Source organism: Pseudomonas sp. PB103 (assembly GCF_009764635.1).
Lineage (GTDB): Bacteria > Pseudomonadota > Gammaproteobacteria > Pseudomonadales > Pseudomonadaceae > Aquipseudomonas.
Window position 1 is genome coordinate 1 of sequence record NZ_RWIL01000173.1, and the last position, 21,386, is coordinate 21,386.

Annotated in this window: 25 protein-coding genes, 1 pseudogene and 1 riboswitch; of the genes and pseudogenes, 13 read left to right on the forward strand and 13 right to left on the reverse strand. The window is 59.8% G+C overall.

Translation table 11 applies throughout. The features are described 5' to 3' along the window. Window positions 1-81: 81 nt before the first annotated feature. On the reverse strand, window positions 82-711 hold the full coding sequence (locus tag EJA70_RS29795; RefSeq protein WP_008084004.1) for a LysE family translocator: 630 nt from the start codon (window positions 709-711) through the stop codon (window positions 82-84). Between the two features lie 285 nt (window positions 712-996). Between EJA70_RS29795 and EJA70_RS29800 the strand changes: the two genes are divergently transcribed. From EJA70_RS29800 to EJA70_RS29810, 3 genes are all read left to right on the forward strand, one after another. Continuing rightward, window positions 997-1,962 (forward strand): 2-hydroxyacid dehydrogenase, encoded by a 966-nt coding sequence (locus tag EJA70_RS29800; protein ID WP_158836133.1) that lies wholly within the window; start codon window positions 997-999, stop codon window positions 1,960-1,962. 32 nt (window positions 1,963-1,994) lie between these two features. After that, a complete protein-coding gene (locus tag EJA70_RS29805; RefSeq protein ID WP_158836135.1) occupies window positions 1,995-2,993 on the forward strand; it encodes a class I SAM-dependent methyltransferase in 999 nt (332 codons plus the stop codon). A gap of 51 nt (window positions 2,994-3,044) precedes the next feature. Beyond that, window positions 3,045-3,167: riboswitch (yybP-ykoY riboswitch) on the forward strand. An 89-nt stretch (window positions 3,168-3,256) separates the two neighbouring features. Continuing rightward, window positions 3,257-3,841 carry a TMEM165/GDT1 family protein gene (locus tag EJA70_RS29810; RefSeq protein WP_158836137.1) on the forward strand — a complete coding sequence of 195 codons (585 nt, stop codon included), beginning with the start codon at window positions 3,257-3,259 and terminating at the stop codon, window positions 3,839-3,841. Between the two features lie 200 nt (window positions 3,842-4,041). Here the strand turns inward: EJA70_RS29810 and EJA70_RS29815 are convergent, their stop codons facing one another. Then, the gene (locus EJA70_RS29815) at window positions 4,042-4,860 is read right to left on the reverse strand and encodes a M48 family metallopeptidase (protein WP_158836139.1); all 819 of its coding nucleotides are present in this window, start codon (window positions 4,858-4,860) and stop codon (window positions 4,042-4,044) included. Between the two features lie 1,351 nt (window positions 4,861-6,211). On the opposite strand from EJA70_RS29815, the pseudogene EJA70_RS31495 reads away from it, so the two are divergent. Continuing rightward, window positions 6,212-6,409, forward strand: a pseudogene (locus EJA70_RS31495) (HAMP domain-containing protein); the annotation flags it as partial. Window positions 6,410-6,520: 111 nt separating this feature from the next. After that, window positions 6,521-7,264 carry a methyl-accepting chemotaxis protein gene (locus EJA70_RS31500; RefSeq protein WP_371924632.1) on the forward strand — a complete coding sequence of 248 codons (744 nt, stop codon included), beginning with the start codon at window positions 6,521-6,523 and terminating at the stop codon, window positions 7,262-7,264. A gap of 67 nt (window positions 7,265-7,331) precedes the next feature. Here the strand turns inward: EJA70_RS31500 and EJA70_RS29825 are convergent, their stop codons facing one another. From EJA70_RS29825 to EJA70_RS29835, 3 genes are read right to left on the reverse strand one after another with little or no spacing between them, the layout of a single operon-like run. Beyond that, on the reverse strand, window positions 7,332-7,955 hold the full coding sequence (locus EJA70_RS29825) for an SOS response-associated peptidase (RefSeq protein WP_158836143.1): 624 nt from the start codon (window positions 7,953-7,955) through the stop codon (window positions 7,332-7,334). A 36-nt stretch (window positions 7,956-7,991) separates the two neighbouring features. Beyond that, entirely contained in the window at window positions 7,992-8,252 is a 261-nt protein-coding gene (locus EJA70_RS29830; RefSeq protein ID WP_008083988.1) for a putative signal transducing protein, read from the reverse strand. Window positions 8,253-8,261: 9 nt separating this feature from the next. Continuing rightward, window positions 8,262-8,444 carry a CPXCG motif-containing cysteine-rich protein gene (locus tag EJA70_RS29835; protein WP_007912820.1) on the reverse strand — a complete coding sequence of 61 codons (183 nt, stop codon included), beginning with the start codon at window positions 8,442-8,444 and terminating at the stop codon, window positions 8,262-8,264. Between the two features lie 142 nt (window positions 8,445-8,586). On the opposite strand from EJA70_RS29835, the gene EJA70_RS29840 reads away from it, so the two are divergent. Next, on the forward strand, window positions 8,587-9,750 hold the full coding sequence (locus EJA70_RS29840) for a 1-acyl-sn-glycerol-3-phosphate acyltransferase (RefSeq protein WP_178117047.1): 1,164 nt from the start codon (window positions 8,587-8,589) through the stop codon (window positions 9,748-9,750). Between the two features lie 89 nt (window positions 9,751-9,839). Here the strand turns inward: EJA70_RS29840 and EJA70_RS29845 are convergent, their stop codons facing one another. Next, the gene (locus EJA70_RS29845; protein WP_158836147.1) at window positions 9,840-10,118 is read right to left on the reverse strand and encodes a hypothetical protein; all 279 of its coding nucleotides are present in this window, start codon (window positions 10,116-10,118) and stop codon (window positions 9,840-9,842) included. 193 nt (window positions 10,119-10,311) lie between these two features. Here EJA70_RS29845 and EJA70_RS29850 point away from each other — a divergent pair, with 193 nt between their 5' ends. Further along, window positions 10,312-10,518, forward strand: coding sequence for a hypothetical protein (locus EJA70_RS29850; RefSeq protein ID WP_008083982.1), 207 nt, complete (start codon window positions 10,312-10,314; stop codon window positions 10,516-10,518). A 245-nt stretch (window positions 10,519-10,763) separates the two neighbouring features. Here EJA70_RS29850 and EJA70_RS29855 read toward each other — a convergent pair whose 3' ends face one another. Then, complete coding sequence (locus EJA70_RS29855) at window positions 10,764-11,348, reverse strand: YajG family lipoprotein (protein ID WP_008086137.1); 585 nt, start codon at window positions 11,346-11,348, stop codon at window positions 10,764-10,766. Window positions 11,349-11,553: 205 nt separating this feature from the next. Between EJA70_RS29855 and EJA70_RS29860 the strand changes: the two genes are divergently transcribed. After that, on the forward strand, window positions 11,554-11,787 hold the full coding sequence (locus EJA70_RS29860) for a hypothetical protein (RefSeq protein WP_008086138.1): 234 nt from the start codon (window positions 11,554-11,556) through the stop codon (window positions 11,785-11,787). Between the two features lie 69 nt (window positions 11,788-11,856). Here the strand turns inward: EJA70_RS29860 and EJA70_RS29865 are convergent, their stop codons facing one another. Next, entirely contained in the window at window positions 11,857-12,093 is a 237-nt protein-coding gene (locus EJA70_RS29865) for a hypothetical protein (protein WP_158836149.1), read from the reverse strand. 401 nt (window positions 12,094-12,494) lie between these two features. Between EJA70_RS29865 and mqo the strand changes: the two genes are divergently transcribed. Beyond that, window positions 12,495-14,003, forward strand: a complete 1,509-nt coding sequence (gene mqo / locus EJA70_RS29870; protein WP_158836151.1) for a malate dehydrogenase (quinone) — start codon at window positions 12,495-12,497, stop codon at window positions 14,001-14,003. 223 nt (window positions 14,004-14,226) lie between these two features. Here mqo and EJA70_RS29875 read toward each other — a convergent pair whose 3' ends face one another. The 3 genes from EJA70_RS29875 to EJA70_RS29885 form a co-directional block, all read right to left on the reverse strand. After that, entirely contained in the window at window positions 14,227-14,514 is a 288-nt protein-coding gene (locus tag EJA70_RS29875; RefSeq protein WP_008086140.1) for a PA4642 family protein, read from the reverse strand. A gap of 63 nt (window positions 14,515-14,577) precedes the next feature. Next, the gene (locus tag EJA70_RS29880) at window positions 14,578-15,057 is read right to left on the reverse strand and encodes a hypothetical protein (protein WP_158836153.1); all 480 of its coding nucleotides are present in this window, start codon (window positions 15,055-15,057) and stop codon (window positions 14,578-14,580) included. A gap of 124 nt (window positions 15,058-15,181) precedes the next feature. Further along, window positions 15,182-15,739, reverse strand: coding sequence for a hypoxanthine-guanine phosphoribosyltransferase (locus EJA70_RS29885; protein ID WP_141127552.1), 558 nt, complete (start codon window positions 15,737-15,739; stop codon window positions 15,182-15,184). A gap of 174 nt (window positions 15,740-15,913) precedes the next feature. On the opposite strand from EJA70_RS29885, the gene upp reads away from it, so the two are divergent. Both upp and EJA70_RS29895 read left to right on the forward strand, forming a co-directional pair. Further along, window positions 15,914-16,552 (forward strand): uracil phosphoribosyltransferase, encoded by a 639-nt coding sequence (gene upp / locus EJA70_RS29890; RefSeq protein ID WP_007912842.1) that lies wholly within the window; start codon window positions 15,914-15,916, stop codon window positions 16,550-16,552. Between the two features lie 2 nt (window positions 16,553-16,554). Next, window positions 16,555-17,829 carry a uracil-xanthine permease family protein gene (locus EJA70_RS29895; protein WP_158836155.1) on the forward strand — a complete coding sequence of 425 codons (1,275 nt, stop codon included), beginning with the start codon at window positions 16,555-16,557 and terminating at the stop codon, window positions 17,827-17,829. Window positions 17,830-17,953: 124 nt separating this feature from the next. Here the strand turns inward: EJA70_RS29895 and hemH are convergent, their stop codons facing one another. Beyond that, window positions 17,954-18,979 carry a ferrochelatase gene (gene hemH / locus EJA70_RS29900; RefSeq protein ID WP_158836157.1) on the reverse strand — a complete coding sequence of 342 codons (1,026 nt, stop codon included), beginning with the start codon at window positions 18,977-18,979 and terminating at the stop codon, window positions 17,954-17,956. Window positions 18,980-18,992: 13 nt separating this feature from the next. Further along, window positions 18,993-19,895: a TIGR01777 family oxidoreductase gene (locus tag EJA70_RS29905; protein ID WP_158836159.1), complete on the reverse strand. Its 903-nt coding sequence runs from the start codon at window positions 19,893-19,895 to the stop codon at window positions 18,993-18,995. 197 nt (window positions 19,896-20,092) lie between these two features. On the opposite strand from EJA70_RS29905, the gene EJA70_RS29910 reads away from it, so the two are divergent. Continuing rightward, window positions 20,093-21,079 carry an NAD(P)/FAD-dependent oxidoreductase gene (locus EJA70_RS29910; protein ID WP_158836161.1) on the forward strand — a complete coding sequence of 329 codons (987 nt, stop codon included), beginning with the start codon at window positions 20,093-20,095 and terminating at the stop codon, window positions 21,077-21,079. Further along, window positions 21,076-21,294, forward strand: a complete 219-nt coding sequence (locus EJA70_RS29915) for a TIGR02450 family Trp-rich protein (RefSeq protein WP_008086152.1) — start codon at window positions 21,076-21,078, stop codon at window positions 21,292-21,294. The genes EJA70_RS29910 and EJA70_RS29915 overlap by 4 nt, the downstream gene beginning before the upstream one ends. Window positions 21,295-21,386: the final 92 nt, after the last annotated feature.

A 21,386-nucleotide genomic window follows, 5' to 3' on the forward strand; every position in this document is an offset into this window, starting at 1 on the left:
CGAAGGCTGCGATCTTTTGATCTTGGTCCTTAAAAACAAGATCAAAAGATCGCAGCCTTCGGCAGCTCCTACAAAGCAGGATCAATGCATTTCGGTGAAGGCGATTTTCACGCCGAGAGCAATCAGCACCGCGCCCATGGTGCGGTCGAACCAGTGACCCATGCGAGCAAAACCGGCGCGTACGCGCTGCTGGCTGAACAGCATCGCCACCAGGCAGAACCAGATCGCGGTCGCCACGGCGAGATAAACGCCATACCCGGCCTGCACCGACAGCGGCGTGTGCGGGTTGATCACCACGGTGAACAGCGACAGGAAGAACAACGTCGCTTTCGGGTTCAGGCCATTGGTGACGAAGCCCGAAGTGAAGGCGCCGCGAGCTGTGCGCACGCCGGCCTCTTTGTGCAGATCATCGGTGACGGTTTTCGCCGGTTGCGCACGCAAGGCCTTGAAGCCGATGTACAGCAAGTATGCGGCGGCCGCCCATTTCAAGGCATTGAACAGAACGATCGACTGCGACACGATCAGGCCAATGCCCAGCAAAGAATAACCGACGTGGAGGAAAATCGCCGTACCGACACCCAAGGCAGTCCAGGTACCGGCGCGACGTCCGTGGGTCACGCTTTCGCGCACCACCACGGCAAAGTCCGGGCCGGGGCTGGCGACGGCCAGCAGGTGGATCAGTGCAACGGTCAAGAACTCGGTCCAGTACATGGGGGCTCCTCTGGGGCAGCTTGGTCAATAAAAAATCTGTAGGAAACGCAGCACTTGTGGTGAGGGGATTTATCCCCGAAGGGTTGCGAAGCAGCCCCAAAACCTCGCGTTTGGATGTATCAGGCACACCGCAGTCAATGATTTTGCGACTGCTACGCAGTCGATCGGGGAGAAATCCCCTCACCACAGGGTTGTGTATTCGCTGCGGGGTCTGCGTAACGATTTGTTTCATCTGGTAGGCTCGGCAGATTACGCCCAACGCTCAAAGCCTAAAAGGTACAGTTGATGACGAACACGCGCCGCGCCGTATTCCTTGATCACCCGTCGCTCGATCTTGGCGACCTCGACCTTAGTCCGTTGCGCGAATGTTTCAGCGATCTGCAACTGTTCGCCCAGACCTTGCCCGAGCAAGTCAGCGAACGCCTGCAAGGCGCTACCGTCGCTATCTCCAACAAGGTTCTGATCGACGCCGCCGCCATGGCCGCCAACCCCGATCTGAAGCTGATTCTGATTGCCGCCACCGGCACCAACAACGTCGATCTCGCCGCCGCACGCGCCCACGGCATCACCGTATGCAACTGCCAGGGTTACGGCACGCCATCGGTAGCGCAACACACGATCATGCTGCTGCTCAATCTCGCCACGCGCCTGGCCGATTACCAGAAAGCCGTCGGCGCGGGGCGCTGGCAGCAAGCCAAACAGTTCTGCCTGCTCGACTATCCGATCGTTGAACTGCAAGGCAAAACCCTCGGTTTGCTCGGTCATGGCGAACTCGGCGGTGCCGTGGCGCGACTGGCCGAAGCCTTCGGCATGCGCGTACTGCTCGGGCAAATTCCCGGACGCCCTGCCCGCCCGGATCGCTTGCCGCTGGATGAATTGCTGCCGCAAGTTGACGCCCTCACCCTGCACTGCCCGCTCAACGAACACACTCGCCACTTCATCGGTGCGCGCGAGCTGGCGTCGATGAAACCCGGCGCCTTCGTGGTCAACACCGCGCGTGGCGGCCTGATCGACGAGCAGGCGCTGGCCGATGCCCTGCGCAACGGTCACCTCGGCGGCGCGGCCACCGATGTGCTGAGTGTCGAGCCACCGACTCAAGGCAATCCGCTACTGGCCGCCGACATCCCGCGCCTCATCGTCACGCCGCACAACGCTTGGGGCAGTGTCGAAGCGCGGCAGCGCATCGTCGGCCAATTGACCGAAAACGCTCAGGCGTTCTTCAGCGCTAAGGCGCTGCGGGTCGTCAGTTGATAAACTGCGGCACTTTTTTTTGAGGAGCAGTTATGGATCCGCGCAGTGAAGTACTGCTTCGTCAGCCCGAGTTGTTTCAAGGATCGTTGTTGCTCGCCGGTTTGCCCGCCGATGATTTGCTCGGGCGCTTGCCCAATGCGTTCGGCTGGTGCTGGCATGCCGGCGATCAAGCGGCGCTGGACGCCCGTTTCGAAGGTCGCAGCCATTTCGGCGTGAATGTCCCGGAGCGTGAGTTCGACAGCGCCGTGGTGTTCTTGCCCAAGTCCAAGGACCTGACCGACTACATCCTCAATGCCGTGGCTTCGCGTCTGGCTGGGCGTGAAGTGTTTCTGGTCGGGGAAAAGCGCAGCGGCATCGAAGGTGCCTCCAAGCAGCTCAACCCGTTCGGCAAGCCACGCAAGCTCGACAGCGCGCGGCACTGCCAACTCTGGCAAGTGACCGTGGCCAACGCCCCTGAAGCGAAATCCCTGGAAAGCCTGGCGCAGACTTATGAATTGCCACTGGCTGAAGGCCCGTTGAAAGTCATCAGCCTGCCGGGCGTGTTCAGCCACGGCCGACTGGATCGCGGCAGCGCTTTGTTGCTGGAGCATCTGGACAAGTTGCCGAGCGGCCATCTGCTCGATTTCGGTTGCGGTGCCGGTGTGTTGGGCGCTGCGGTCAAACGTCGCTATCCGCACAATCAGGTGACGTTGCTCGACGTCGATGCGTTTGCTGCTGCCAGCAGTCGCTTGACCTTGGCCGCCAACGGTCTGGAAGCCGAGGTGCTGACCGGTGACGGTATCGATGCGGCGCCGATGGGGTTGAACGCGATTCTGAGCAACCCGCCGTTCCATGTCGGCGTGCACACCGATTATTTCGCTACCGAGAACTTGCTGCGAAAAGCGGCCAAACATCTGAAAAACGGCGGCGAACTGCGCTTGGTCGCCAACAGCTTTCTCAAGTATCAACCGCTGATCGAGGAGCATCTGGGCGTGTGTGCGATCAAGGCCGAAGGCAATGGTTTCCGCATCTACCGGGCCAAGCGCGAGTAGAACTTCTTTCAAAAAAGAGGCTTGCTCAATCGGATTTGCCTAGGCAGAATCCGCTCCGTCCTAGGGGAGTAGTCTCCCACGAGCGCCAAGCTCGTCCGGCATACGTCAACATACTTGATCCTCAGATCATGGCGTATGCGACCCAAGCGTCCGCAGCAGACGGATCGCAGGGTTTGACAAGACCTATGACACGCACACCTTACCCGGGGCGGGAAGGCTGTACGTGTCATAGCCGTGTCGACCCGCCCCTTAGGAAAATCCTGATGCTGGACTCGTTACTCGTTCCCACCGCAATCGTTGCCTTGGCCGAAATCGGCGACAAGACGCAACTGCTCGCGCTGATTCTCGCCGCTCGCTTCCGCAAACCCTGGCCGATCATTGCCGGTATTGTCGCCGCGACCCTGGCCAACCACGCAGCAGCCGGTGCGGTCGGCGCCTGGTTCGGCAGTTTCTTTTCTGACTCGGTCCTGCACTGGATTCTCGCCGCAAGCTTCACGGCCACCGCGCTGTGGACACTGGTCCCGGACAAAATGGACGACGATGAAACCAGCACCGCACGCAAGTTCGGGCCGTTCCTGACCACGCTGATCGCGTTTTTCCTGGCTGAAATGGGTGACAAGACTCAGGTCGCGACGGTGATGCTCGCCGCGCAATACCCGGAACTGTGGCTGGTGATTATCGGGACGACGGCGGGCATGTTGATTGCCAACGTGCCGGTGGTGTTGGCGGGTAATTTTGCTGCCGACAAATTGCCGCTGACCTTGATCCGTCGCCTGGCGGCTTCGGCGTTCATGATTCTGGCAATCGTGGCGGTGTACAAGGCGATGCAGAGCAGCGGCTGGGTTTAACCCCCGTCTACTGAACCACCCAAAACCTGTGGTGAGGGGATTTATCCCCGATGGGGCGCGAAGCGCCCCCAAACCTGCTGCCTCAGAGTGTCAGACATAACGCATTTGCAGGTTTTGGGGCTGCTTCGCAGCCCATCGGGGATAAATCCCCTCGCCACAACAGCCCTCCCAACCTGAAGAATCGTTGTGTCCTTCGACTCTTAGGACTTCGGGGCTTGTTCGTACAGCGGCATTACCTTCGGAATCGCCGCCTGCAACGAAGCGATCCGGCTGGCCGACGCCGGGTGAGTGCTCATGAACTCCGGCGGCGAACCTTCCGAGGCCTTGCTCATCTTGTTCCACAAGGTGATCGCGGCGTTCGGGTTGTAGCCGGCACGAGCAGCCAGTTCCAGACCAATCAGGTCGGCTTCGTTTTCGTTGGCTCGGCTGTTCGGCAGGGTCATGCCGTAGTTGGCCACGGTGTCGGCCAGCGCCAGACTGTCCTGACCCAGACCAAGCAATGCGCCTGCGCCCTGCTTGGCCATTTCAATCCCGTACGCCTTGGACATCGCTTCACGACCGTGCTCGCGCAGGGCGTGGGCGATTTCATGGCCCATGACCGCGGCGATTTCATCGTCGGTGAGTTTCAGGCTGTCGATCAGCCCGGTGTAGAAAATGATCTTGCCGCCAGGCCCGCAGTTGGCGTTGAGTTCGTCACTCTTGATCAGATTGACTTCCCACTGCCATTGCGCCGCATCCGGGCGGAAGTTCGGCGCCTGTGCGATCAAACGGTTGGCGATCGCCTGAACCCGCTTGGCCTCAGGGCTGGTCTTGTCCAGCACACCTTTGCTGGACGCCTCGCCGACGGTCTTCTGATACGACTGGGCATACATCTGGTCGACCTCTTGCGAGGACAGCATGCTGAACATGTACTGCTTGCGCTCCACCCCCACGGCGCCGCCGCTGGTGGTGTTGACCGACTGACAACCGGCCAGCAACAGCGCTGCGCTCAGTGCACTTACAACCAATGTCTTGTTCATTCAAAAGCTCCCTGAAAACCTGTCGCGTATCCTAGGCGGGTAATTGTATCGGCGCCAGATACAACGGACGTGTTGTAGCGCCTTTCAGACATTTCCCACCGCAGCTGTCGTAAAAAATTCACACCACCGACCAGCCCACAACAACTGCGGCACGCAGTGATCCATTTGCGACATGCCCTGCCAATTCCACCCTGCCACGCTCATGGCGCCCTGCCCGCTGCCGATACATCACCGCAGACGTCCTCTTGCGTGCGGAGCTCCCATGAAGTTCAAGTCGATCCAGTTTTCCGTCGCCGCCCTGGCTGGCGCCATTGTGCTCAGCGTGGTGGCGGCGCTGGTGCTGTATGCGCTGTTTGCCGGCGCCCGCACCCAGGAGATGGTGCAGCAGCGCACCCAGGCGCAGTTCGAGCAAGTCATCGAACAACGCCTGAGCGCACTGGCGCAAACCCAGGTCAGCCAGATCCAGCGCGAGCTCGAAGCGCCACTGCTGATTGCCGGCGGCCTGGTACGGGTCAACGCCCTGCTCGGCACGCCGGGCGCCGATGGCCAGCCGCGCCTGAGCGTCAGCCGCGAGCAACTGATCAGCCTGATCAAAGAGAACGTCGAAAAGAACCCGAAGATTCTCGGCACCTACATCGGCTGGGAGAAAAACGCCCTCGATCACAATGACGCGGCTTACGTCGGCACCCGCGTGGTCGGCATCGATGCGGCCAACGGGCGCTTTCTGCCGTGGTGGTTCCGCAATGACGACGGCACGCTGGGCCTGGACAAACTGGCCGACGTCGATGACCAGAAAGTCCTCTCCACCGGCGTGCGCGCCAGCGAGTACTACCTGTGCTCGAAAGAGAGCAAAAAGTCCTGCGTGATCGATCCGGCACCGTACAAGGTCGGCGACAAGATCGTCATGCTCGCCTCCTTCATTGAACCGATCATGCTCAACGGCACCTTCCAGGGCATCGTCGGCGCCGACCTGTCGGTGAACTTCATTCAGGAAATGCTCCTCGGCGCGAACCAGAAGCTCTACAGCGGCGCCGGTGAAATGGCCTTGGTCGGCGGCAATGGCCGGATCGTTGCCTACACCAAGGACCCGAGCAAATTCGGCGAGAAAATCAGCGACATCCTCGACGCCGAGCAAACGGCCAACATGGCCAATCTCAAACGCGGCGAGGTGACTTACTCGGTCAACAAGGACAAGGGCCGCATCGAGTTGTACCTGCCGTTCGGCATCGGCCAGACCGACGCGCGCTGGACACTGATGCTGCAATTGCCGCTCAACGCGGTGATGGCCGATCTGCAGAAACTGCAGGGCGACCTTGATGCGCAACGCAAGTCCGACACCTTCGGCATGGCCATGGTCGGTCTGCTGATCGCCGGCCTTGGCTTGCTGGTGATCTGGCTGGTCGGCCACGGCATTGCCCGGCCGTTGAAGCAGATGGTCGCGATGCTCAACGACATCGCTCAGGGTGAAGGTGACCTGACCCGCCGCTTGAGCAGTGATCGCAGCGATGAACTCGGTTCGATCGCCAAGGGCTTCAACACCTTCCTGGCCAAATTGCAGGCGATGATCACGCAGGTGGTGACGTCAGTGCAAAGCGTCAGCGATTCCTCGGAGCACACCGCCGACATCGCCATTCGCACCAACATCGGCATCCAGAAACAAATGGCCGAGATCGATCAGGTCGCCACCGCCGTGCAGGAAATGACCGCCACCGCGCAGGACGTTGCGCGCAATGCGACGCAGGCTGCACAAGCCGCCAGCCATGCCGATCAAGCGGCCAGTCAGGGCATGCAGATCGTCCGCGACACGTCCAATTCGATCGGCGTGCTGGCGCTGGAAATCGGCAAAGCCGTGGGCGTGGTACAGACGCTGGCGAAGGACAGCGAGAACATCAACGCGATCCTCACAGCGATTCGCGGGATCGCCGAGCAGACCAATTTGCTCGCGCTGAATGCGGCGATTGAAGCGGCACGTGCCGGCGAGCAAGGTCGCGGTTTCGCGGTGGTGGCGGATGAGGTGCGCAATCTGGCGCAGAAAACGCAGAAGGCCACCGAAGAAATCCAGAGCATGATCCAGCAACTGCAACAGGGCACCCGCGACGTGGTGCGGGTCATGGAAGACAGTCAGAACCGCACCGACGAAAGCGTGCAGCACGCGGCGAAAGCGGCTGAGGCGCTGGAGACGATTACCCAGGCGGTGTCGGTGATCAACGACATGAACACGCAGATTGCCAGTGCGGCGGAAGAGCAGAGCGCGGTGGCGGATGACATCAATCGCAACGTGATCAACATTGGACAGGTGGCCAATGAAGTGGCGGGCGGTGCGGATGAGTCGAGCTCGGCGAGTGCCGATTTGACCAAGTTGGCGGAACAGCAGCGGCGGTTGATCAATCAGTTCAAGGTTTAAGGGCAAGATCAAAAGATCGCAGCCTTCGGCAGCTCCTACAGAGGCTGCGATCTTTTCGCTTTTCAAATTAACCCGGGGTCAGGCACTCCGGGCCATTGAGTTTGGGATCATTGATCAGGTTCGCCAACACCCGCTCACGCAATGCGACCGGTTCACTGGCCAGCAACCCTTGCAACACATGCAACGGCGTCTGCGGATCGAGCCACGCCGCCTGCCCCGCCTCATCGAGAATCAACGGCCGGCGTTGACTCGACGCCGGCTGAGTAATCACCGCCGTGCTCAACCAGACCTGTTCCTGCACCGGATACGCCTCCCAGATCGCCGCAAAAAACAGCGACGAACCCTCGCCCGGCGTCAGCCAGAACGGCCGCTTGCGCTGGGTCCCGCGCCATTCGTAAAACCCGTTCGCCGGCAGCAGGCAGCGACGCTGGCGCAGCGCCTCACGAAACATCGGTTGCTCGGCGACGGTTTCCGCGCGGGCATGCGCCGGGGTTTTCGACAGATCGGTCAGCCACGGCGGCGTCAGGCCCCAACGGGCGCGGGCCAGGGCGCGCTCGCCGTCTTCACCGGCACGCAGCATCAACACCGAATCATTGGGGGAAATGTTCCACTGCGCCTGCTGATCGGCGGGAAAACCTGGCAGGGCCGCGAAATCGCGGTTCCAGCGAAACAGGGCATAACGTCCACACATGGGGCAACACGGCTCTGAAGTAAAACGAAGCTCAGCCTAACAGACCAGCGTTCCGGGGAAGCTCTCCGGTTCATCGCCGGGCAGCGGCAGCGCGGCATTGTACGCGGTGATCAACTCGCGGGCGTATTCGGCCTGGTCGTTATCGACGGACAGTGCCAACAACCCGAAGATCGGCAATTCGCCCGTACCACCGAGCAAATCGCGGCCAACCAGATGCGCCTCGATGCCTTCGCTGGCAAGCATGCCCTTGAGCATTTCGCCTTCCATCAGGTTTTCCGGCTCGTAGATTCGCTGCATGGGCGCGCCTCACTCGTTTTCGCTGAAGACTTCCAGAAACCAGTCCTCTTCGTGTACCTGCAAGACAAACGTGATTGGCCGGCAACACACCTGACAATCTTCGATATAGGTCTGATCGCCACCGGACAGGTCCACTGACGTCTCGACCGTTTCCCCACAATAAGGACATTCGTATTCAGCAGGTTCCAGCATCGCGGTCTCCCAAGTGACTTGTGCGTATAATCGCCGGTCTATTTGCAGGGCTATTTTTGTCTGGCTACCTTTTCAGACCGTGCCCCGTTGGTTTTCGATCAAAACCTTTACTTACCCTAGCCGTTTCCAACAAGAGAGCATGATGGGCGAATTCGATGCCATCCGACCTTACGACGACAGCGAAGTACCTGTGGTACTGGCAAGACTGCTCGGCGACAAGGCGTTTCTAGATATCCTCACCCACTTCCGCTTCCCGCGTTTTGCCGGTGCATTCGGCTGGATGCTCAAACCACTTATAGCCCATCGGCTGCGTCGTGAGTTCGCCGACGTGACCTCGGTGGCGACGTTGCAGGACAAGGTCGAGTCCTACGTCGACCACACCATCGAGCGCGCCACCGACGGCGTGACCTACACCGGTGTCGAGCAATTCAAGTCGGGCAGCGCCTATCTGTTCATCGCCAACCACCGCGATATCGTCATGGACCCGGCCTTCGTCAACTACGCCGTGTACCACGCCGGCCTGCCGACGCCGCGCATTGCGATTGGCGACAACCTGCTGCAGAAGCCGTTTGTCAGCGACCTGATGCGTTTGAACAAAAGCTTTATCGTCCACCGCTCGATCACCGGCCGTCGCGAGAAAATGGCCGCGTATCAGCTGTTGTCGGCGTACATCAACCACTCGATTCGCAACGATTGCGCCTCGATCTGGATCGCGCAGGCTGAAGGTCGGGCGAAGGACGGCGATGACCGCACCGAGTCGGCGATCCTCAAGATGTTCCACATGAGCCGCAAGGACGAGCCGTTCGGCGAAGTCATTCGCTCGCTGAACGTCACTCCGGTGTCGATCAGCTACGAATACGACCCGTGCGACCAGGCCAAGGCCCGCGAGCTGTACATCCGCGCCACCACCGGCACCTACGCGAAAGCGCCGGGCGAAGATGACGTGAGCATCGCCAAGGGCATCACCGGCTACAAGGGCCGCGTACACGTGAACTTCGCCGCGCCGATCAGCGAGCTGTTTGAAGACACCAAGCAATTGGCAGTCGAGATGGACAAGCAGATTCTTGGCGGCTACCGGTTATTCCCGGTGCATTACCTGGCGTATGCGCAGTGGGCCGATGCTGATGCGCAATTGAATGTGCCGAAGGCTGCCGAAGTGTTCCCGGCGGATGAACTGGCCAAGGCCCAGGAAGAATGGCAGAGCCGGCTGGATGCTTGCCCTGCGGAGCACCGTCCGTATCTGGTGCTGCAATATGCGACGCCGGTGCGCAATCAGTACCGCGTAAAAGCCGGGCTGCCGTTGTAAAAGCAACAGCAAGATCAAAAGATCGCAGCCTGCGGCAGCTCCTACAGGGGATTCATGTAGGAGCTGCCGCAGGCTGCGATCTTTTGCTTTTAGAAGCGGGTGCTGATCCAGGAAACGATCAGGGCCAGAGTGAGGCAGGCGAAACCAAAACGATAGAAAAACCGGTTCATGCGCAACGTCGCCCAGTCCAGCATCGGCTCGGCATTGGGTTGCGCCTGGCGCTGAGCGGCAATACTGGCCATCGCGCGCTGTTCACGGCGACGGGTGGCGTGCAATAGCCAACTGCCGGGAAACGCCAACAGCAGCGCCAGCAGGTTGATCAATTTGGCGGGATGGGCGGTAAACAGCGTCATCAAGTGCAGCGACATCACAGACCTCTATCTAAACCGGTATGACAGGCGCCAGATCGACGACCGCGGCGCGGATTCTACCGAAACCCGAGTGCCCTGCCCCAGCGTTTGCGACAAATTACATGACAATCGACCGATGGCTGTCCTGTGTCACGGCTTCGTCATGTGGATGCACCACCATGCGCGCCTCGAAACGCACATGGAACGCGACATGCTTCACGCTGAAAACCAGGATCGTCTCTACCTCATCACCCCTTACGACGAACAACAAAGCCTCGTTGGCAGCCTTGCCTTCAATGTTCAGGATCGCCATTGGCTGGTGTATTGCGCCCTCGGCGGGCATCAGCATGCGGATTTACCCGAGACCGACCTGCTGACCGGCGTCAGCGTCCTCGACTTCTACTCGCAGGCGGCCTGAAAAATCAAAAGCCCCTCACCCTAACCCTCTCCCGGAGGGAGAGGGGACTGACCGGGTTGCTTGGTCGAGGTACATCGACCTGAAACTCCAAGGTGAATGTAGATCTCATGAACAACACAGATCGGCTACCTTTCCCCCTCGCCCCCCCTGGGGGAGAGGGCTGGGGTGAGGGGGCAGGATTTCATGCCCCATGAAAAAGCCCGGGGCCATTGCTGGCACCGGGCTTTTTTGCATCTGCCGACAGCTTACTCGGCGAGCACCTGACCCACGGTCGGATCCTTGAACAGACGCGTCAGCGCATCACTCAACACATCGCTCACCAGCTTGGTGTTGGTTTCCTGGTTCGGCGCCATGCCGAAACGTTGGTCCAGCGACGCACCGTAACGACCGCTGTAACGGCGGTTTGCGTTCTGCACGTCGGAGCGGAAGGTCGCGCCGATGGTCGCTTCAGTCACGTACATGCCTTCTTTCGGCGACTGATATTTCAGCTCGGCCAGGGTCACGGTCAGCTGCGGCGCATTCGGCGCGTTGTTGGTCGGGGTGAAGCCCAACAGACGCACGGCGGCTTCAGCCTGAGCCTGCAACTTCGGCAGGATCTGCTCGCGCTGCACGGTGATGGCGCTGGTTTCCGGGTACAGGCCGCCACGGGTACCGAGGGTTGGCGACGGACGACCGTCAACCACACGCACGACAACGGGCTGGCCACGGCCGACCGCAGGCAACTGCGTGGTCAGCTTCGGCTCCGGATTCAGTTGTTGCGGGCTGTGGGCGCAGCCGGCCAGGGTCAAACCGGCCACAGTGATCAAACCGAACAACAGGCGTTGCAACATGCTCTTCTCTCCAGAATCAGGCACAAACAGGCCGGCAGTATAGCGGTGGGCCACTGCGGGTCACCAGCACCCGACAGCGAATACTGCAATGTCTGACAAACCCTGCCGAACGCGGTTCCTGTCACAGATTGTTCACCTGTCATACACGTTGACGTCACGGCCCTTTGCCAACCTCCAAAGCAGTCCTCCAACAAGGTACTCGACCATGCGTTATCTGATCTCGTTGTTCGCCCCTCGTCCGCTGCACCGCAGCTTCGCGCTGCTCGACCGCAACGGCCATTGCCAGGCATTCAAGCAGTGCAGCCTGCAACCGATGGGCGACGGTTGGGTGGAAATCGAGGAAATTCGCCTCAACTGGTTGCACCAGCCACTGCCCGCCAGCGCCCGCGTCATGGTGTCGCAGCCCCGCGCACGGGTGCAAGCGATGTTGAGCATCTGACCGGATGCCTAATAAAAGTCATTAAACACGAGCAACTGCCCGCATTTCTTCGATACAATCTCCCCCCGATTATAAGGACGTCTCCTGATCGGGCCCCGCAACAGCGTCAATGCGCATCGCATCGACATCAAAATCGCCCACAGAGAGCCGCCCACACAGATCGAGTGAAGTTGGCGCGCTTGCCTGTTCTTCCGGCAAAAACCCCGCTTTTCGCGAATCTGCAGAGCTGTCATGACGCTCGGCCGCCGCGTTGTTTTTGCCCTCGGGCATGGTGCCAAGCCCGGACAGCCCTTTTTTGAGGTTCACGTCTTCAAAAGAGCGTGAAAAAAACGGGTTTTCACAACTTCACAAGAGTGTGGCGAGCAAATGAAAAGTTTTGCGTCTGAACATGCACCATTAGCGTCTGAAACAGCCCAACGACACAGGACCGGGTATACCTCGAATATCGGAGCCTGAAGCCTGTCCGCTACGGATTTGGTTGCACAAAAACGGATGTCTCGACCATAAGTCGAATTGCCAGCCACGTGCTGAAATGAGTTCATGGAGCTCTTGAAGCCTGGCCGCACGCATCCGTCGAAGTTGCGAAAAATTGCGAAGATTCGGACATGGCGACCTGACCACGGATAGCTGGGGCACAACTGATCTGTCCCGGAAAGCCTGGCAGCCATGCCGACAATTTGGTGCTGCAGATTTTGGAGACGCGTTAAATGGCGCATAACGAAGCAGTCGACGTAGTACTGGTTGGGGCCGGCATCATGAGTGCCACCCTTGCCGTACTGCTCAAAGAGCTCGACCCCGCGATCAAGCTGGAAGTCGTCGAGCTGATGGATTCCGGTGCTGCGGAGAGTTCCAACCCGTGGAACAACGCCGGTACCGGTCACGCCGGCCTGTGCGAGCTGAACTACACGCCGCAAGCCGCTGATGGCACCGTCGACATCAAGAAAGCCGTGCACATCAACACCCAGTTCGAGGTGTCGAAGCAGTTCTGGTCGTACCTGACCAAGCAAGGCACCTTCGGCTCGTGCAAATCCTTCATCAGCCCGGTACCGCACCTGAGTTTCGTCCAGGGCGACAAAGGTGTGTCGTTCCTCAAGGAACGCTTTGACGTGTTGAGCAAGCACCACGCTTTCTCCGACATGGAATACACCGAAGACAAGGCCAAAATGGCCGAGTGGATGCCGCTGATGATGCCGGGCCGCTCGCCGGACGAAGTCCTCGCTGCGACCCGCGTGATGAACGGCACCGACGTCAACTTCGGCGCGCTGACCAATCAGTTGCTCAAGCACCTGACCAGCGCCCCGGACACGCAAGTCAAATACTGCAAGCGCGTGACCGGCCTCAAGCGTAACGGCAGCGGCTGGACCGTCAGCATCAAGGACGTCAACAGCGGCAGTACCCGCGAAGTCGACGCCAAATTCGTCTTCCTCGGCGCGGGCGGCGCGGCGCTGCCGTTGCTGCAGGCGTCGGGCATCGAAGAAAGCAAAGGCTTCGGCGGCTTCCCGATCAGCGGCCAGTGGCTGCGTTGCGACAACCCGGAAGTGGTCAAACACCACCAGGCCAAGGTTTACAGCCAGGCCGCCGTGGGTTCGCCACCGATGTCGGTGCCGCATCTGGACACCCGCGTGGTCGACGGCAAGAAATCCCTGCTGTTCGGGCCATACGCCGGTTTCACCACCAAGTTCCTCAAGCACGGTTCCTTCATGGACCTGCCGCTGTCGGTTCGCGCCGGCAACATCGGGCCGATGCTGGCCGTGGCGAAAAACAACATGGACCTGACCAAGTACCTGGTCAGCGAAGTGATGCAATCGATGGAGCAGCGTCTGGATTCCCTGCGTCGTTTCTACCCTGAAGCGAAAGCCGAAGACTGGCGCCTGGAAGTGGCCGGCCAACGGGTGCAGATCATCAAGAAAGACCCGAAAAAGGGCGGCATCCTACAGTTCGGTACCGAACTGGTGTCGGCCAAGGACGGTTCCCTCGCCGCCCTGCTCGGTGCTTCGCCGGGTGCCTCGGTGACCGTTTCGATCATGCTGGAACTGATCGAGAAGTGCTTCCCGGCCAAGGCCAATGGTGAGTGGGCTGGCAAACTGGCCGAGATCTTCCCGGCTCGTGAAAAGGTGCTGGAGACCGATGCTGCGCTGTATCGCAAGATCAACACGCAGAACAACATCGCGCTGGAACTGGTTGAAGAAAGCAGCGAGACACCAAGCTACGCTTGATCACGCCGCATAAAAAACGCCCCGGACTCAGAGAGTGCGGGGCGTTTTTTTACGCGTGAACATTGGCAAGACTTCTGTGGCGAGGGGATTTATCCCCGCTGGGCTGCGAAGCGGCCCCAAAACCTGCTGCTAAGGTATGTCAGGCAAACCGCACTCACTAATTTTGCGACTGCTGCGCAGCCGAACGGGGATAAATCCCCTCCCCACAGTTATTGGGGATAACTCACGTGCGGGATTTTTCGATCAGTTCGATGTATTCCGGCGCGTTGCGCTGATCGGCGATCAGGTCAACAAAGGTCTTGCCCTGCTCGTCCTTGCCATCGACGTCGTAGCCAGCTGCAACGAAGAAACCCAGGAAGCGCTCGAAGTCATCGATGCGCAAGCCACGGTAAGCCTTGATCAGTTTGTGCAGCGACGGCGAAGTGGCGTCGACCGGTTCAAAATCGAGGAACAGCTTGATCTGCTCATCGCCGATCTCGTCACCAATCACTTGTTTCTTATCTTTACGCATTGCCGACTCCAGCTCGCAGACATTACACGGGGCGGGCAGTTTACCCCTGCCCTGCCGTCGGGCTCAACGCGAACGCGTGCTGCCGGTGTGCAAATCGGCCCAGATATGGCCGTTGGCGTAACTGAGGAACTGCACATACACGGTGTCATTGCGCAGCAAATCGATGATCACGCGATATTGGGCCTGTGGATAAAACAGCGTCAGGGTTTTGCTCTTGTCGTCGTAGATCGGCTTTTTCAGGCTTTTGCTTTCGCCATCAAAATTGACCAGCACCTGAGCGATGGTCGCGCCTTTGTTCAGGGACTTGCCCTTGAGGCGGATCAGCAGCGGCGAGGTGACCGGGATCGGTTGCTGATTGGACTGGCGTTGCGCGCCCACCACAACGGAATAGTCGGTGATCTGCATGAGTTGCTGCTGCTCGGGCTCGGCATCGCGTACGGTCAGATCGTCCGGCGGCAGGAATTGGCTGTGCATCGGCGCGGCGGAAAGAGGCAGGCTGAAGATCAGGAAAAGCGCGGCGAGGCTGCGGATCAAGAGGCGCATGACAGGCTCCGGAAGGCGGGGCCGAGCACTCTAGCATGGGTTTAAAAGCAAAAGATCGCAGCGTTCCGCAGCTCCTACATTGAACCTGTAGGAGCAGCCGAAGGCTGCGATCTTTTGATCTTGCTTACATGCCTTTAACGGCAAAGATCCCGTTGGCGTTGCGCCAGTAGCCTTTGTAATCCATGCCGTAACCGAAGATGTAACGGTCGATGCACGGCAGGCCGACGAAATCGGCTTTCAGGTCAGGACGCGCCTTGCGGTCGTGATCCTTGTCGATCAGCACAGCGGTGTGGACTTTGCGCGCGCCGGCGTGTTTGCAGAAGTCGATGATCGCGCCCAGGGTGTGACCTTCGTCGAGGATGTCGTCGATGATCAGCACGTCGCGGTCGATGAACGAGACTTCCGGCTTGGCTTTCCAGAACAGGTCGCCGCCGCTGGTTTCGTTGCGATAACGGGTCGCGTGCAGGTAGGACGCTTCCAGCGGGAATTGCAGATGCGTCAGCAGTTTGCCGGAGAAGATCAGGCCGCCGTTCATCACGCAGAACACCACAGGGTTGCTGTCAGCCAGTTGTTCGTTGATATGTGCACCGACACGGGCGATGGCCGCCTCGACTTCAGCTTCGGTGTACAGGCAGTCAGCCTCTCGCATGATTTGACGGATATGCTCGAGATCAGCGGACATGGCGCTCTCCAGGGGGGAATGTGGGGGGGTATGGCTGCGAAAAGCGGGCAAAGGTACGCATCTCGGGAGGCCGAATCAAGCCTTTATGGACTAACGTACAGAATGTCCTATAGGACATCACCCTCGGATAGATTAATCTAGGCCGGTTTTTTTGCCCGCCGCCGGAGTTTTTCCATGCCCATCCTCGAGATCCGCCATCCGCTGATCCGTCATAAACTCGGCCTGATGCGCCGCGCCGATATCAGCACCAAGAACTTCCGTGAGCTTGCTCAGGAAGTCGGCGCCCTGTTGACCTATGAAGCTACAAAAGATTTGCCGCTGGAGTCCTACGATATTGCAGGCTGGTGCGGCACCGTGTCGGTCGAGAAAATCGCCGGCAAGAAGATCACCGTTGTGCCGATCCTGCGCGCCGGCATCGGCATGCTTGAAGGCGTGCTGAGCCTGATCCCGGGTGCCAAGGTTTCCGCTGTGGGTGTCGCCCGCAACGAAGAAACCCTGCAAGCGCACACCTATCTGGAAAAACTGGTTCCGGAAATCGACGAACGGTTGGCGATGATCATCGACCCGATGCTCGCCACCGGCAGCTCGATGGTTGCGACCATCGACCTGTTGAAAAAAGCCGGCTGTAAAGACATCCGCGCGATGGTGCTGGTTGCCGCGCCGGAAGGCATTGCCGCAGTAGAAAAAGCTCACCCGGACGTGACCATCTACACCGCGTCCATCGATGAGCGCTTGAACGAGCACGGTTACATCATCCCTGGACTTGGCGACGCCGGTGACAAGATCTTCGGCACCAAGCAGAAGGACGCGTAACCATGCAGCAAGAGTTCAACGATCCGCTCTGGCGCACGGTGCTGTCCGGCGCCCAGATGCTGTTCGTGGCTTTCGGCGCCCTGGTGCTGATGCCGCTGATCACGGGCCTGGACCCGAACGTGGCACTGTTTACCGCAGGTCTTGGGACGATTCTGTTCCAGATCGTCACCGGGCGTCAGGTGCCGGTGTTTCTGGCGTCGAGCTTCGCTTTCATCACCCCGATCATTCTCGCCAAGGGCCAGTTCGGCCTCGCGGCGACCATGGGCGGTGTGATGGCGGCCGGTTTCGTCTACACCTTCTTAGGCCTTGCCGTGAAGATCAAAGGCACCGGCTTCATTGACCGTTTGCTGCCGCCGGTAGTGATTGGCCCGGTGATCATTTCCATCGGCCTGGCCATGGCGCCGATTGCCGCGAACATGGCGATGGGCAAGGCTGGCGATGGTTCTGAACTGATCCACTACCAGACCGCAATGCTGATCTCGATGCCGGCGCTGCTGACCACGTTGATCGTGGCGGTGTTCGGTAAAGGCATCTTCCGTCTGGTGCCGATCATCTCCGGTGTGCTGGTCGGTTTTGCCATGGCGTTCTATTTCGGCGTGGTCGACACCGCGAAGATTGCTGCTGCGCCATGGTTTGCGATTCCGCATTTCACTGCGCCGGAGTTCAACTGGCAGGCGATTCTGTTCATCGTTCCGGTGGCATTGGCCCCGGCCATTGAGCACATCGGTGGCGTGATTGCCGTGGGTAGCGTGACTGGTCGTGATTACCTGAAGAAGCCGGGCCTGCATCGCACCCTGCTCGGTGACGGCATTGCCACCACCGCAGCTGGCCTGTTCGGCGGCCCGCCAAACACCACCTACGCCGAAGTGACTGGCGCGGTGATGCTGACCAAAAACTACAACCCGAAAATCATGACCTGGGCGGCGGTTTTCGCCATCACCCTGGCGTTCATCGGCAAGTTCGGTGCGCTGCTGCAGAGCATTCCGGTGCCGGTGATGGGCGGGATTCTGTGCCTGTTGTTCGGCTCGATCGCGGCGGTGGGCATGAACACGCTGATCCGTCACAAGATCGATCTGGGCGAAGCACGCAATCTGGTGATTGTTTCGGTGACGTTGGTGTTCGGGATTGGCGGAGTGCTGGTCGGCACCGGGACTGGCCCGGACGACTTCGGCCTCAAAGGCATCGCGCTGTGCGCGGTGGTGGCGATTGCGCTGAACCTGATCCTGCCGGGCAATGACGGCTGGAAGAACAAGAAGGCGGATGAGCCGCTGATCTAAAGATCGGCTCATACCCTGTGTGATCGTTCCCACGCTCTGCGTGGGAATGCAGCCCGTGACGCTCCGCGTCACTGGACGCAGAGCGTCCCTAGAGGCATTCCCACGCGGAGCGTGGGAACGATCATCACAACGCCAGCGGCGCTCGTTCGCAGAGAGTCGCCAAAGCTTTCGCCCAATGCGTGTCATCATTCAGGCACGGCACCAAAACCAACTCCTCACCCCCCGCTTCGCGGAACTGTTCCTTGCCGCGATCACCAATCTCTTCCAGCGTCTCGATGCAATCGGCAACAAACGCCGGGCACATCACCAGCAACTTCTTCACGCCGCTTTTACCCAGTTCATCCAGCCGCGCTTCGGTGTACGGTTCGATCCACTTCGCCCGCCCCAGACGCGACTGAAACGACACCGACCATTTGCCATCCGGCAGGCCCATGCGCTCGGCAAACAATGCCGCCGTGCGCAGGCATTGCGCGCGATAACAGGTCGCCATGACCGCAGGCGAGGCGTTCTTGCAGCAGTCGTCATTCTTGAAGCAATGATTGCCGGTCGGATCAAGCTTGGTCAGATGCCGCTCAGGCAAACCGTGAAAACTCAGCAACAGGTGATCGTAATCCTGCTGCAAATGCGGCTTGGCGCTTTCCACCAGCGCATCCAGATATTCCGGCTGATCGTAGAACGGCTGCAGCACCGACAATTTCACCTCGAGCTTCTTCTCGCGGATCACTCGCTTGGCTTCTTCGATCACCGTGGTCGTGGTGCTGTCGGCGAACTGTGGATAAAGCGGCGCCAGCGTAATGCGCTTGTGCCCCGCCGCGACCAGTTTCAGCAGGCAGGTTTCAATCGACGGTTCGCCGTAACGCATCGCCAGTTCTACCGGGCCTTGAGTCCACTGCGCCTTCATCTGCTGTTGCAGACGACGGCTGAGCACCACCAGCGGCGAGCCCTCCTCCCACCAGATCGACGCATAGGCGTGGGCCGACTGCTCCGGGCGTTTGATCAGGATCAGCGACACCAGCAGACGCCGCACCGGCCAGGGCAGGTCGATCACGTACGGGTCCATCAGGAACTGATTGAGGTAGCTGCGCACATCGGCCACAGAAGTTGAGGCCGGGGAACCCAGGTTGACCAGAAGCAAAGCGTGATCGGTCATGCAACGTCCTATTTCAGAGGCGGCTGGAGAGATCATCCAGGGCCGCGCGTAAATCCGTGAACTGGAAAGTGAAACCCGCTTCCAGCAAGCGTGCCGGCGTAGCCTTCTGGCCGCCAAGCAACAACAAAGACATCTCGCCGAGGCCGATCTTCAGTGCCAGCGTCGGCATCGGCATGAACGCCGGGCGGTGTAAAACGCTGCCCAGCGTCTTGGCAAATTCGCGATTGCGCACAGGTTGCGGCGCGCACGCATTATAAGGACCACTGGCCTGATCGCGGTGCAGAAGAAAATCAATCAGGGCGATTTGATCGTTGATATGAATCCACGGCATCCACTGCCGGCCGTTGCCCAAAGGCCCGCCCAGACCCAGCTTGAACGGCAGCAATAACCGCGACAAAAAGCCGCCCTCGGCCGACAGCACCAACCCGGTTCGCACCAGCACCACACGGATGCCCTGCGCTTCGGCACGTTGCGCGGTTTCTTCCCAGGCGATGCACAACTGACTGGCGAAATCGTCGATCACCGGCGGCGAATCTTCGCTCAGTTCGCGTTCACCGCCATCGCCGTACCAGCCGATCGCCGAACCGGAAATCAGCAACGCCGGTTTCTGTGAGCGGGTTTCCAGCCATGCCAGCAAGGACTCCGTCAGGGTGATGCGGCTGCTCCACAGCAACGCCTTGCGGCGATGGGTCCAAGGCCGATCGGCAATCGGTGCGCCAGCAAGGTTGATGATCGCGTCCAGCGGTTCTTCGCCAATGTCTTCGAGACGCGCAATGCCACGCACCTGCGCACCGCAGATCTTCGCAACCTTCTCCGGTTTGCGACTCCACACCGTCAAGCGATGGCCCTGCCCCAACCAGTGCCGGCAGAGCTGACGTCCGATCAAACCAGTACCGCCGGTCAGCAATATGTGCATGACATCTTCCTCGCATGGCGTTTAACCCGGATCACTAGTCTATTTTTAAAAGCAGGGATCTTTTCTATCGGGCAGGCTCTATTGTTTAACCATAGGCCAAGCTGTCAGAACGAGAACGCTAGAAGTTATACCAGAAAACAAAATTGTACAGGTTTCAATCACGGCGTAGTCTGTACAGAAAGGTAAACGAGGCCCCTATGACTGTACCTATCGCAATCATCGGCACCGGCATCGCCGGGCTCTCCGCCGCCCAGGCTCTGACAGAGGCCGGGCATACCGTGCAACTGTTCGATAAAAGCCGTGGCAGCGGCGGGCGCATGTCGAGCAAACGCAGCGACGCCGGCTCGCTGGACCTGGGCGCGCAGTACTTCACCGCCCGCGACCGCCGCTTCGTCACCGAGGTACAGCGTTGGCAAAGCCTGGGCTGGGTCGCCGAGTGGACGCCGCAGCTCTATACCTATCAGGGCGGGCAACTGAACCTGTCGCCGGACGAGCAGACCCGCTGGGTCGGCGCGCCGCGCATGAGCGCCATCACCCGTGGCTTGCTTGACGGTCTGGAAGTGCATTTCGCCTGCCGCATCACCGAGGTTTTCCGGGGTGAACAGCACTGGCATTTGCAAGATGCCGAAGGCTTCACGCACGGCCCTTTCAGCCATGTGGTGATCGCCACGCCAGCGCCACAGGCCACTGCTTTGTTGGCCGCTGCGCCGAAACTCGCCGGCGCCGCTGCCGGAGTAAAAATGGACCCGACCTGGGCCGTCGCCCTCGCCTTCGATACGCCTTTGGATACACCGATCGAAGGCTGCTTTGTGCAAGACAGCCCGCTCGACTGGCTGGCGCGCAACCGCAGCAAACCGGGGCGCGACAACACCCTCGACACTTGGGTGCTGCACGCGACCAGCGCATGGAGTCGGCAACACATTGACCTCTCCAAGGAAGCGGTGATCGAGCAACTGCACGGCGCGTTCGCTGAACTGCTGCACAGCGCGATGCCGGCGCCGAGCTTCAGCCTCGCCCATCGCTGGCTCTATGCCCGCCCGGCGACGGGTCATGAATGGGGCACGCTGGCCGATGCTGATCTGGGCTTGTATGCCTGCGGCGACTGGTGCCTGTCGGGGCGTGTGGAGGGTGCATGGCTGAGTGGTCAGGAGGCTGCGCGTCGCCTGCACGAACACCTGCAATGAACCGCATCAACCCGCGTAAATTGCTGCTGTCGAAATGGACAGCAGCCCACCCGCAGAACCGTGAAAAACACTTTCTGGTGACCGAGCTGTTCCGAGATGAGGAAGGCACTGTGCTGGAAATCGAGTTACAAGCGGTGCTGACCAAACGCGTTGAACGCCTCGATTGGCAAGCGCTACAAAACAGCACTCACTGGAAAATCGGTTGGCTCATGTAGGAGCTGCCGAAGGCTGCGATCTTTTGATCTTGTGGTTGTAAAAGCAAAATCAAAAGATCGCAGCCTTCGGCAGCTCCTACAGAAAGTTATAC

What these genes read in the sequence shown, in the direction of transcription:
- EJA70_RS29795 (WP_008084004.1), bottom strand. Translation starts at nt 711, where the DNA reads ATGTACTGGACCGAGTTCTTGACCGTTGCACTGATCCACCTGCTGGCC.
- EJA70_RS29860 (WP_008086138.1), top strand. Translation starts at nt 11,554, where the DNA reads ATGCGTTATCTGATCTCGTTGTTCGCCCCTCGTCCGCTGCACCGCAGC.
- EJA70_RS29905 (WP_158836159.1), bottom strand. Translation starts at nt 19,895, where the DNA reads ATGCACATATTGCTGACCGGCGGTACTGGTTTGATCGGACGTCAGCTC.
- hemH (WP_158836157.1), bottom strand. Translation starts at nt 18,979, where the DNA reads ATGACCGATCACGCTTTGCTTCTGGTCAACCTGGGTTCCCCGGCCTCA.
- EJA70_RS29825 (WP_158836143.1), bottom strand. Translation starts at nt 7,955, where the DNA reads ATGTGTGGACGTTATGCCCTGTTTCGCTGGAACCGCGATTTCGCGGCC.
- EJA70_RS29915 (WP_008086152.1), top strand. Translation starts at nt 21,076, where the DNA reads ATGAACCGCATCAACCCGCGTAAATTGCTGCTGTCGAAATGGACAGCA.
- EJA70_RS29810 (WP_158836137.1), top strand. Translation starts at nt 3,257, where the DNA reads ATGCTGGACTCGTTACTCGTTCCCACCGCAATCGTTGCCTTGGCCGAA.
- EJA70_RS29855 (WP_008086137.1), bottom strand. Translation starts at nt 11,348, where the DNA reads ATGTTGCAACGCCTGTTGTTCGGTTTGATCACTGTGGCCGGTTTGACC.
- EJA70_RS29880 (WP_158836153.1), bottom strand. Translation starts at nt 15,057, where the DNA reads ATGCGCCTCTTGATCCGCAGCCTCGCCGCGCTTTTCCTGATCTTCAGC.
- EJA70_RS29840 (WP_178117047.1), top strand. Translation starts at nt 8,587, where the DNA reads ATGGGCGAATTCGATGCCATCCGACCTTACGACGACAGCGAAGTACCT.
- EJA70_RS31500 (WP_371924632.1), top strand. Translation starts at nt 6,521, where the DNA reads ATGGCCGAGATCGATCAGGTCGCCACCGCCGTGCAGGAAATGACCGCC.
- EJA70_RS29835 (WP_007912820.1), bottom strand. Translation starts at nt 8,444, where the DNA reads ATGCTGGAACCTGCTGAATACGAATGTCCTTATTGTGGGGAAACGGTC.
- EJA70_RS29815 (WP_158836139.1), bottom strand. Translation starts at nt 4,860, where the DNA reads ATGAACAAGACATTGGTTGTAAGTGCACTGAGCGCAGCGCTGTTGCTG.
- EJA70_RS29830 (WP_008083988.1), bottom strand. Translation starts at nt 8,252, where the DNA reads ATGCAGCGAATCTACGAGCCGGAAAACCTGATGGAAGGCGAAATGCTC.
- EJA70_RS29895 (WP_158836155.1), top strand. Translation starts at nt 16,555, where the DNA reads ATGCAGCAAGAGTTCAACGATCCGCTCTGGCGCACGGTGCTGTCCGGC.
- EJA70_RS29910 (WP_158836161.1), top strand. Translation starts at nt 20,093, where the DNA reads ATGACTGTACCTATCGCAATCATCGGCACCGGCATCGCCGGGCTCTCC.
- EJA70_RS29875 (WP_008086140.1), bottom strand. Translation starts at nt 14,514, where the DNA reads ATGCGTAAAGATAAGAAACAAGTGATTGGTGACGAGATCGGCGATGAG.
- upp (WP_007912842.1), top strand. Translation starts at nt 15,914, where the DNA reads ATGCCCATCCTCGAGATCCGCCATCCGCTGATCCGTCATAAACTCGGC.
- EJA70_RS29845 (WP_158836147.1), bottom strand. Translation starts at nt 10,118, where the DNA reads ATGTCGCTGCACTTGATGACGCTGTTTACCGCCCATCCCGCCAAATTG.
- EJA70_RS29800 (WP_158836133.1), top strand. Translation starts at nt 997, where the DNA reads ATGACGAACACGCGCCGCGCCGTATTCCTTGATCACCCGTCGCTCGAT.
- EJA70_RS29885 (WP_141127552.1), bottom strand. Translation starts at nt 15,739, where the DNA reads ATGTCCGCTGATCTCGAGCATATCCGTCAAATCATGCGAGAGGCTGAC.
- EJA70_RS29805 (WP_158836135.1), top strand. Translation starts at nt 1,995, where the DNA reads ATGGATCCGCGCAGTGAAGTACTGCTTCGTCAGCCCGAGTTGTTTCAA.
- mqo (WP_158836151.1), top strand. Translation starts at nt 12,495, where the DNA reads ATGGCGCATAACGAAGCAGTCGACGTAGTACTGGTTGGGGCCGGCATC.
- EJA70_RS29850 (WP_008083982.1), top strand. Translation starts at nt 10,312, where the DNA reads ATGCTTCACGCTGAAAACCAGGATCGTCTCTACCTCATCACCCCTTAC.